2 protein-coding genes are annotated in these 12,036 nt (G+C 43.8%); both read left to right on the forward strand.

Annotation, left to right across the window (positions count from 1 at the left end):
* Positions 1-29 precede the first annotated feature (29 nt).
* Positions 30-4,472 carry a hypothetical protein gene (locus tag QQL36_RS35395; protein WP_321568475.1) on the forward strand — a complete coding sequence of 1,481 codons (4,443 nt, stop codon included), beginning with the start codon at positions 30-32 and terminating at the stop codon, positions 4,470-4,472.
* Positions 4,456-11,994 carry a LysM peptidoglycan-binding domain-containing protein gene (locus QQL36_RS35400; RefSeq protein ID WP_321568476.1) on the forward strand — a complete coding sequence of 2,513 codons (7,539 nt, stop codon included), beginning with the start codon at positions 4,456-4,458 and terminating at the stop codon, positions 11,992-11,994. Before QQL36_RS35395 ends, QQL36_RS35400 begins: the two co-directional genes overlap by 17 nt.
* Positions 11,995-12,036 lie beyond the last annotated feature (42 nt).

Below are 12,036 nucleotides of genomic sequence, written 5' to 3' on the forward strand. Positions count from 1 at the left end.
GAAAATTCAATCACCTAATAACTCATACCATGAGCTTATTCCAGGATTTAGTAGCACTCTTCACTCAGGCTACAGATATACGCGACAAGTATACCGGTATTTCAATCGCAGAAATGATTGATTTAATTAGCAAAGAGCAGGAGCTACGATTTTACGTAGATGGCTCGCTCAACTACGGACATCAGGCCACTACTGTCAATATCATGAAGCGTATCATTAACACCACATCATACGCTGGCCAGATTGTGGTCTATTACGACGGTGGTGAAGTAACTGCTCAAAAAATTGCCATTTTATTGCCCGGTCTGGATCCTCTGATTATTAATACAACTAAAGTCACTTATGGAACCTGCACAAACATCACTTTTAAGCCATTCTCCGATACAATAGTAGCCACAAAAGTGAAGTTTGGTTTTACAGGAGGAGCTGATAGTATGAGTACTAATTTCGCAGAAAAGCTGGTGGTTGAATATTTCCTGCGGCTTGAACCCTACCTGTGGGAGATAATTAATAATAATAAGGTAACAAGTGCAGTGCAAAAAACCGGTAACCCCGATACCTTCAACCTATCCAGGCAATCCTTACAGTTCAATAGTCTCGCTTATAAATTCACGGCATCTTCCCTGGCTACCGTATCATCAGGGGTATGGGAATGGTATATTCAGCAAAAATTCAACAGCGCATTATCTATACGTACCAAAAATGTACAGGCCGTATACAATGCCTATTCAGCTGCTCCATCCGAAATGAGCCTATGGCCGGTTTACGGGCTACACCAGTTTAATGCAGATGCAGGAGAGATGAGTCTTAACCTTGTGTTGTCTGCATTCAATATCATACAAGAACTCCATAAACCACTGGTAATTCTTCATTTCAGTGATCCGGCAAGACCCGATTCTGACATATTTCAGTTCCTGGATGCCCTTCGTACAGATATTAACAATAGTATCAAAGCATTAACTAATCTGAAAAATAAGATATCTGCCACCTATATGCCTCCCGACGATTTTATGCAGGCATATGCTCCTGCTAACCTCAACGCACTAATCAACCAACTTACACTGTACCTTACACCTGCTATAGATAATCATTACGAACTGGTGATAATGAAAAGCTATGTCGATTCTGCGTATGTTGACATAGCTGATCAGATAACTGACGCTTTGACAACTGCGACCAATAAAAAAATCTTTGTTATTTCCATCGGTTCCGTACCTCAGGACATCTACAATTATTTCTACGGTAATTCTAACCTGCCAGGTATATTCGAAGGTCAGGGAACTTCCAGCATGATGATCAGCCTGGGTAAACCATTTATGCAGGTACCTAAAAAAGGAACTAATGCTGCCATTAATTATCCATCCACACTCGCCGCAAGTAATTATTCAGCAATTACACAACAATGTCAAGAATGGGTGGCCGCTTTAAGAGACCTTTCTTTTCATCCATTCCTGAAGAAAAGTGCACCAAGTGCCCCCGTCGTTTATACAAATACCCTCAATGTTATTACAACTTCCACACTCCAATCAATCAACATATCATCTGATCTTCATAAATATTTTACCAACCTGGGCAACTATTATCAGAAAGACATACACGACAAACTAATGCTGGGAATGGTCGGCGTAGATACCCTGATACTGGTTAACAAAGAAAGTAGCCTGTATGCAGCGCGCGAGGGTATTGCTGCCGATGCCTCCGGATCACTTAACGTACACCATAGACGTGAACTACTTAAAGAACATTTCCCGATATCAGGAGATAATGGAACTACAGATAGTGACCTCTATGAAGTTGCTGACCCGCTTACACTACAGGAAGTTTACGATCAGCTTGTTGCAGCATGGTCTGATGGTACTATCAACCTGTTGAGCGCACTTCCGGCCACTTACTTCAGCGACTTCTTTGCAAAAGTAACAGGTAATATTTTTTCTATTGCAGTACCTGAAGAAAATATTGTTGCTGAAAAAGACGGGAACGGCAACATTACGAAAGTAACTGTTTCCGGAGCTACAACATTGTCTTTCCTCAATATAAAAATGACGATAGAACTGGTTTATACAGCAGAGTCCGGGCCGGTAATCACACAAGTCACAGCAACGGCAGACCAGGTATGGACAATTGAAAATATTCCATGGATACTATTCAGTAACCCGGGCTTCACTATGAAGGTAAATGAAGGTGGTTTCCCGGTGCAGGGCGGAATACTCGGTACTATAGAAAGTTATGGCACAAGTGTGAGCCTGCTGATTGAATATCCGGTAGGTGACAACTCCTGGTTGCTTTCTGCTGCATTTGACGGTAATTATCCCGGTATTGCAACCATCTTCCAGGCAGCAGGAGGTATAAATCTAGTACAGGTACTACCTGCGCCGCTCAGCCAGCTGGCAGGTTTCGGGCTCAAAGAAGTTCAGTTGATGTATAATTCAGCTGCTTTCAGTTTCGATTATATGTCGTTCGAAATGACGACAAACAGTCCATGGACTATTTCCCAAAATCCACTGTTTACCATTACACCTACTGTAGCTATCAGCGTATACAATGTCGCTGATGTCAGCAACCGTACTACTAACTTTCTTGTTACAGGCGAATTTACTATTGGTAAAGGTACCATTACAATGGTAGGCGGATATCCCGATTTTTCACTGTATGGAGGCCTTACAGACGGTACTATCGAACTCAGTGACCTGCTGGCATTATTTGGTGGAGAGCTGGATTTGTCCACTTCTGTTACTGCATTTAATTACAATTATGCTCCCAGCCAGAAGTATTACGCGATAGATGCTATACTGGAGCCAGACAAACCACTTGTTGTGGCCGATATATTCAGTATTGATAATCTTAGCTTTAATGTCAATAGTAATAATTCCATCAACACAGTATTTATTGGGGGCCAGATAACTGTGTTACCTGATTCGTCGAAGATTATAATGCAACTCAGTGCAATGTATGCCACTGGTAAGGGGTGGACATTTGCCAGCAAACAAACATCCGGGGAAGTGAAGATCGGTGATATGCTGTCATATTACATCGGCACCGGCTGGGCTCCACCGGAAGGATATAATTACGGTATAGACGGACTTTCATTTACTATAAATACAGCGACCTCTTACTGGGAATTTGGTGCCAAAACTGCAGCGCCATGGGCGATTCCCTTCCTTGGCCCAACTTTTACAATTGCCGGTACTGCACTGATCGGGTACGGGAAAAAAGAAGAGACAGCAACCGCCGGTTATTACGGCGCTATCTCGGCAAAGATCAGCTGGAATAATATCAACATTACCGCATTCTACAATTTTAATCCTGGCTACCAGGCATACGGTATTATCTGGGGAATGCTGACCGGGGAAGTGGAAGAGAAGAATATAGATGGAAAAATACACCAGATCGCCACACTCAGGTTTAATGATACTACTACAATAGGAAGCCTGGTGGAATTAATGGTATCCTGGGCCACCGGTAACAGTTTTGGATTGGCTGCCCCATGGAATGTGCTGAATAGTATTCCCCTGAATAATCTTTCACTGGAATATGATTTTACCGATAATAAAGTAAGCTTTAACGTAGGAATAGGACCAATCAATCTGGGCTTCGTTACCATCAATGGTATAAAAGTTTCCTACAATAGTAAAGATGCAAATCCTGATAACAATGGAGTAATTGTTACATTAGATGTATCTGCTGCCTGGGGAGATATTCCATCTTGGAATGCCGCTAAACCTGAAACTACACCAGCACCTCCCGGACAGGGAAACAAGTACCTGGACTTACGGATGCTGGCATTAGGACAACATGTAACACTCGATTGCTTTAAAACCGCGGACAATGTACAGGCTGCGATTGCCTGCATGTCCAATCTGCCGGATACAGAACCGGGAGAAATACCCGCTATACATTTTGATGCCAACAGCTCCTGGCTAACAGGTATGGACTTTGGACTGCTGCAGTTGGGTGGAGATAAATCAAATGCAGTAGCATTGGCTGCTTCAACAGCCGCTGCTGCACAATATTTTATCACCATGCAAATAGTATTTAATGATCCCTACCTCTATGCATTACGTATTGCCCTGGAAGGTGAACCTGCAAAAATATTCAAAGGTCTCGACTTCCAGATCATGTATAAAAAAATTAGTGACAGTGTAGGCGTATACCAGGCAGAAATAGTATTGCCGGATGTGATGCGCAAAATAAATATGGGGCAGTTTAATATAACACTCCCGGTATTCGGAATCTCAGTATTTACCAACGGGGATTTCCAGGTAGATATCGGGTTTCCCTGGAAAGAAGATTTTTCCCGTTCTTTTACTTTCCAGACACTCATCTGGACCCCCGTTGGCATCCCCATTCCCGTAATGGGATCTGCCGGCGTTTATTTCGGCAAGTTGTCCAGCGCCACTACCAACCGGGTACCAGCTGCCACCAATGGTACATTCAACCCAGTACTGGTATTTGGTTTTGGAATACAGTTTTGATCTCTCTCTCTCTCTTGGTTTCGGCTATTCTTTTGATGCAGGTATACTCAAAGCCGGATTCAGTCTTACCGCAGTAGCCATACTCGAAGGAATTCTTGCAAAATGGAATCCCTATCAGATCACTGATGGCAGTGGCAACAATACACAACTGGAAACTTCTTACTACTTCTGGTTCAGGGGTACTGTAGGGATTATTGGTAAACTGTATGGCAGCGTAGATTTTGCTATCGTAAAAGCTGATGTGAATATAGATATCAGGTTACTGGTCCAGATCACCTTCGCACCATATGAACCAATAGAACTGTCCATAATTGCATCTGTAAGCGTATCACTCCGTATCACTATTAATCTTGGAATTTTTAAAATAAAGATCAGCTTCAGCTTCTCTGCAAGAATACAGGAAGGTATCACTATCAAAGCTATTGGCGGTACTCCTCCTTGGACAACTACAGAACAGGTACAATTGTTCACTGCAGGTGCCCCCGTACTGCAAAGGAGAAGACGGAGATTTTACTATGATCAGAAAGAGCTGATGGCCGCCCGAACTGCCACAAGCCCGGTATGGTCCAACCTGCAGAAGGCAGTATCCCCGGTTCCTCTTACTGCATATGTTGGATTCGGTCTTACTATGGCAGGAGATAACGCAACAGATGTGAGTCAGCAATTGGCTTGTTATATCGCTATGCTCTTTATCGAATCGGTACCACCACCGCAGGATGATAAAGCAAATGGCCTGCAGAAGGCTTATGGCGCAGGCCTTGATACTTCTTTCGAGCTATTGGGCAAACAGGTATTGCGTTGGGCTATTGCAGCCATACAACCTGTTCCAATGACCAGCGCAGAAGTGGATAATATAATTGTAACTGATTTGCAACTGGCAGCATTGCTTGACTTTCTGAGCGACACTGCAAATCCAACTCCGATTACTGCCGCTGATGTCAGTACATTTATGAATAACCAGTTTACCGTTACAGTAAACGCACCTACATCAGGAGAAGTTGATGCTACATATTTTCCTGTCCCACCCGAAATGATCCTTACACTGCCTGATTATGGTACCGATTATAAAGGTGTTTCGTACAATTTTGAAGACTATAACAGTACCTCAAGTGCATACACAGAATACCTGAGAGCATACTTTAACGAACTGTCAGTACAGGTAGAACAAGATGACCAGTCTGACTACCGGCAGATGATTAAACTGGACGACAAAGATGGCCAATCTATGGCTAATTTCATCTATAGCGATTATTTCCTGCTTATATGCAGGCAAATGTTACAATCAGCAAGGGAATCACTGAAAGACTATAAATACTACCTGCAGGATAACCAAACTGTAAATGACATTGTCAATTGGGTAAATGTTAAAGCAGGCACAGATCTGTATTCGGTTGAAGATTTATTTACAGACAATGTTTCAGCTCCCCTGAGTACAGGAAAAAATCTGCGGATCACAGGTAGCACTTATGTGGCACAGGCATCAGATACATTTGACAGCATTGCAGCACAGTCTATATTCTACAGTGGTTTTACAGGAACTGATCTGGCAACGGCCAACCAAGATACTACCAATACTTTATCTGCAGGTATTACAATCAGTTATCCCGGTAAAGATCCTTATAAAACGCTGGCAGGTCAATCACTGAATGACGTAGCGCAGAGTATAGGTGTACCTGTAAATGAGCTAATAAATAATGGTAACATTACCGGTCTCGCCGGACTATTGCTGCCAGTTGCCACTTTTAAGATTCCGTCGTTCAATAGCATTGTTGCAAGCGGAGATACGTTGAAAACGATTGCTGCCAAATACAATATTACACAGGAACAATTGGCTGCACCAATTGAAAATGCAAATGTGGCCGACCTCTTTGATAAGGCAGGAGAGTATATTAACATCGCAAACCTCCAGCAATTCCAGGTAGGGGAATTGATTAGTGAAATACAGGCCACAAATGGTCTGCAGCATTTATCAGGTATGACGTCACGCTATTATATGGCAGGGCTGCGTCTTCCAACAGAAGGAATTACCCCGGCATATAAGGGCATGTGGGTGGTGGACAACGGTGGTATATTATCACTACCGTCGTATGCAGGCTTGTATGCATTAACCGGACAACAGTTCCAGTTACCCAATCTTTCCACAGAGAAGTTCGATATTACATTATCCCGCACATCGATGCCTGGCTGGCTGACATTTGCCGGCAGCAATCCGGACAAATTAGTGTGGTCATTGGTGCCCGATTCGTTCGAAGCCCGGCAGATAAATGCTGTAAAAGGATATGCAACAACTAACGTTCTTGATATCAATCTGTCGCTTTTAGGAGCACAGGATGCCTTTATCACAAAAGAGGCAACCTATCCGTTCACATCAGTGATCAACTGGAGTAGTGCTTCTGCCTTCACAATGCCTTATGGCGGAGATGCAGGAGGAGTGCCGGCACTGAGTCTTTGGCAGCTACCAGACACACTGCTGCAACTACCTGACCCACAGACCCGATCTGTGAATCCCAGAATGAAAATGCAGATAGGACGTTATGATGAAGCGAGTCGTACTATGGTAAATACACCTGTAAATTATTATGGGTATGGATCACTGGTATCATTCACCGTTAAAAAAGTGCCTGTTATTACTGACAGCCCGAATACAGCTACTACTTATGAGATCATGGGAGCTGACGGCAGCAATGTAGAAGTACTCGAGAAAATGGTAAGTGGCATCGGCAACGATAAGTCCCTGATTGCTACATTGACACTAGCCTACGGTGTAGACTCAAACGGCACTACTACAGAAGGTATACAGACAGACGCATTAAATAGCCTGACAATGGGAATTGCACAGGTAAACCTTTCTACAGAAACACTTCCCGACAGTCTCTCTTCCAGGTCATTCCTAACCATAGCAGATCAGCAGGAAGAAATGGTATTGCTGAATGAAACAACAGACTTCATTCGTTTGTTATGGCAGGCTAGTATTACAAGGGGCGGCGGGTACTACCTGTATTATTACAATTCAGGCAGCAACAGTGGTTTGCCGGACAGGATCTTCAATGATAAAAATGAAGCAACTATTTCTCTGCTGGTATTATATTCCGCACCGGTTGATGAGCTACTACGCAATAACATTAACAACTATATGAATGTGCTGGCTATCGGAGAAGCAATCGATACTACCCACGCGGTATTGTTTGCAGAAGCCAACCCATTAGCGATCAGCCTTCCTGCTGATGACACGCAAACGTTATCCGATCTGGCATATAAGTATTATGGCAATGTTGCCGACATAGTAGCAGATAATCAAACCCTTGCATTGAGGGCCGGCAAAACACTGCTGGTCAATGAAGGGCTTTATGAAGTAAGGCCACAAGGCAGCGCGCCAGGTGGAAGCCTGAATGCAATTGCCACCTATTTCGGTACTACTGCCGACGCCATCAAAGCTGCAAATCCTTTACAGACAAGCTGGCCAGATCCATTACCACTATATACTGCATTGTACCTGCCGGAAATGACAATAACAATCGGTGCCAGCAACGGTGGTACTACACTCGAAAGCATCGCTTCCTACTATAGCGAGGATCTCGCAGCACTGGGCGGAAAAAATCAGGAAGTGCCAGGCCTCTTTGCTGATAACCAACAGATAATCATTAGTGGCGGACCAGATATCCGTTCATCTTCGGTAGCACCGGGAGTGGCAGGAATTGCTGCCGAACGCCCGGTACCACCAGAGATTCCGGATGACCCATCAGAGAATAATTATGGTGAGCTATTCCTGCTTAACACCTATAACATGCTTTCTTACCAGATAGCTGATAACAATTATTTTAATGCCAGTAATCTCGGACTTCCGGCCACTCCATCAGGAGAAAATGAGGATCAGGATATAAATGATAAGATGAGTTATCCTAAATCACAGGCTGAAGGAGACAACTGGAGCTATTCCCAATCCATCCCCTACAGCCGCTTTGCCAAAAATGTTGTACTCACTTCCGGTGATATGCCAGATCAGGCAGAAAGCCCCTATCGTGGTCTTGGCGGTTTGCTGCAGATAGATTATGGATGGCTGGACCTGTATGGCAACCTGCTTATAACTACGCTGTCTCAGCCATCCGGCAATAGCCAGTTGAATATGGTACCGATACTTACAGGATACACAGATCCTCTTATCGGGTTAAATCAATGGCCGTCCGTTGCCGCATCATGGGAAGTTATTTCAGATATTAATAAAGCGCCTCTGTTACAGTTAAACCTCTCATTTGGCGACAGTTATTACCAGGGACTAATGTGGGGGAAAGTTACCAATGCAACTACCATCACTGCATGGTTTACAGCACCTCTTGAAGAAACATCTTCTATAGACCCGGCCAATTACAGCCTGGATCAAGGTATAAACATCCTCCATATCACCCTCGGGTCAGATAAACAAACGGTGACAATACAGGTTGATAACGTGCCGGAGAACCTGTTGTTGACATTAAGCATAAACAATATCAGCAATACAGATAAGACGGAAACGTATACTGGCGTTGCACAGTTCAGTTTTCCGGAATCGCCTGAAGAAACAACATCTACTGTTATAGAACAGGCGAACAAAGATCTGGCCGTATATAAACAGTTATGGTACCAGCTTACAGATCCAAACGGCATTGCATATACAGTAGATACAACGCTCCTGCAGCAAGGTTATACACTCTCTGCGGAGCAGGTATCTGACCTGGTACAAAACTGGCTTACCTCTATCTACCTGTTCCTCGAAAACAGGTCACAGGGACTTACAGATGTTGAGTCTCCAGATGCGTCGCACCCGATGACCTTTGCAATTGTACCTGCCAATCTGAACCCGGCACAGATATTCCGTCTTGACCTTAGCTTCACTATTACACGAACCAGGAATGCAGCTGCCGGTGATCTTGAAACCACAGGAGGTATCCTTCAGGCGGCAACGGAAGTATCTCCTCTTTCCGATAGCCAGGGTGGCGATACCCATAGCCTTGATACTTTTGCTGCACTTTTTGAAACAGCACTTCAGGAAACCGGCAAATACACATTGCGCGTGGCAACTGGCACAGACCGGCAAAATGCTGGCAACGATAAAGAAACCTGGGCAGTACGACTTGGACTGGACAAAACGCTCCTGACTCCAATAGCATATAGTATCAATGATCCTGCAAATCCGGATATGTTCGCACCTCGCCCTATCTCCAACAAACTGGAATCCCGCAAACAGGTTCCTATCTACTATTACTCAGAAAAAACGGGGATAGACTTTAGCACTCCATCTGTATATGCTGATTTCACCGGCATTGATATGGATCAGTGGGGATATCAGTTCTTCAGCAGTATCGATAATGTACTGTCACCGGAATTTACTGCAGCCATTCAACTGGTAGATAATAAAAAGCAAACAACTTATCTGGAAGATCTGTTGGCGGGTAAAAAGGCACTTGCCGATATTGTAAAAAACTGGATGGTGCCAGTATTCAGAGATGAAAATCCAAATGCAGATGCAGTAAGAGAAGCGTTTAAGCAACAGCTGTTGGTAAAATTGACGAACGCTTACACAACTCAGGCGGCCGTACAGTTTCATGCGAATGTTAGCGCAGATGCAACGATCGATATGGCCCCACGCCTTTACGGCAGCATTAACCGCAATTTCAAATTTGCAGATGTAATGGTCGATAGTGCAGATAATACAATTTTATACCTTGTATTCTCAAATCCACCTAACGAATCTGCTGCGGGCATCAGTAGTAATTTTACAATAAGCGAAGGAATCAGTGTGTTCAATGCTGGTATAGATGCGAACAATAATCGCAGGGTTATCCTTAAACTTAACGGGTTGGCAATTCCAGGCAGTACAACGGTGACAATAAGCGCAGGCTTTACAGACATGACTGGAAATATAATTCTGCCGCCCCTTACGAAAGTGGTAATGTCAGAGATCAATGAAGGTAATGACAGCGACTCCATTACTTTTACTTCTCCCAAACTTACCCTGCAAACCAGCACAGCCATCCCTATTCCATTCCTGATTTCATCACCGCAGGTGGTAAGAGGCAGCGATAATGAATTATTGCCTTATGTTGATCTGGACCTGAGTTTTGCAGGTAGTTCAATTGAACACCAGATCAGCAGCCTACCTAATATTGAAGGATACGAAGCATCCACCTGGCTGAGTTTCGTTACACCGTTATCCACGAACGACAGCCCTCTTACCGGAGATTTGGGTAAAATACAGGTACCGATGATATTGCGGGAATTCCCAACTGCACCTTCGATGGTCAACCAGTCTGGAGAATCTACTGTACCACCAGACGCAGACAATATTAACCAGTTACTAAACTGGAACTATAACATTGAATATGCATTACAGATACACTATCCGCAGGATCAACTGGAGTTCACGATCAACTTCAATGTGGCAGATGTCAGCAGTAAAATGCTCATGGGTATTGAGGACGCTTTCCCACAACTTGCAGAGTTTATAACCGTATCGCCGTCTGTATTTGCAGTACTTGAATCACAGCTTACACAGGTAACTGCCGGCACTGCTGACGACGACCCATTGCTTGATACAGTGTCTACTGCACTTATATCTTACACGACTCTGGCAGCGAATGTTGTCACTGCAGCTCAAAGTAATATGCTGGCGATGCCGGGTAACAATAAACTTTTTAATAGTATGCAGGTGTTGCCTTATTCCTTCTACATACAGGAAGGAATAGCTACTATCAATGAAGTGCAGGCGCTTATTGTATCATTGCATGGTTTGCCTCCGGCAGGAATTGGTCAGCCTGTTGTTAATATCAACGGATATGAAAGCAATCCATATACAGGTGTATGTTTCGGCGATTACTGTTATTATTATACAAAAGATGGAACGGTATTATCCGCAGCAGAAGGACAGGTTATACAAGACAGAACAGTGGTTATTCCGGCAATGAATATCCTGGCAAGACAGGATGCTTCTACTACCGCATGCATTAACCGGAATGCGGAACTGGTGCCCAATAAACCGAGCAGTGAGCCATTCAAATACACGACAGGGCTGGTACAGTTTTCAAATCCTTATCATCCAACTACCGACAGCGATATGCCGATAGATATATCGACGATTAATGCACCGGCCGGGCAACATAATTATGAATCGCTTACTGCACAACTGACTAACCTGTTTGATACACTGCTGGAAGAGAACTCCCAGGATACAATCAGTATACTGATGAGTTGCCAGTATATGTATCAACCGAATGCCGCTACTGGTTATGTAAGCCTACCGGTCATGATGCAGCCTATACAAGGCATCCAGGTTAATCCAACGGCCACTACAAACGATAAAAAACTGGCCGAGATGATTACAGAATGGGCTGGAAGTATTAATCTTTGGTATAGTACACACAACCCTGGAACCAACAAGGCTGTTTTATATTTTGACCTGACAATTTTCTCTAACCTTACACAACAACCATTGCCGCTGTTAAGAATGAGAAGTTTAATGCTTGAGATTCAATATATAACGGAGATGTAACATGCCAGGCATACTGCTCAGATGCATTTCTCCAATAAAGGC

The organism is Chitinophaga sp. LS1 (genome assembly GCF_034274695.1).
In the GTDB taxonomy this organism is placed as follows: domain Bacteria; phylum Bacteroidota; class Bacteroidia; order Chitinophagales; family Chitinophagaceae; genus Chitinophaga.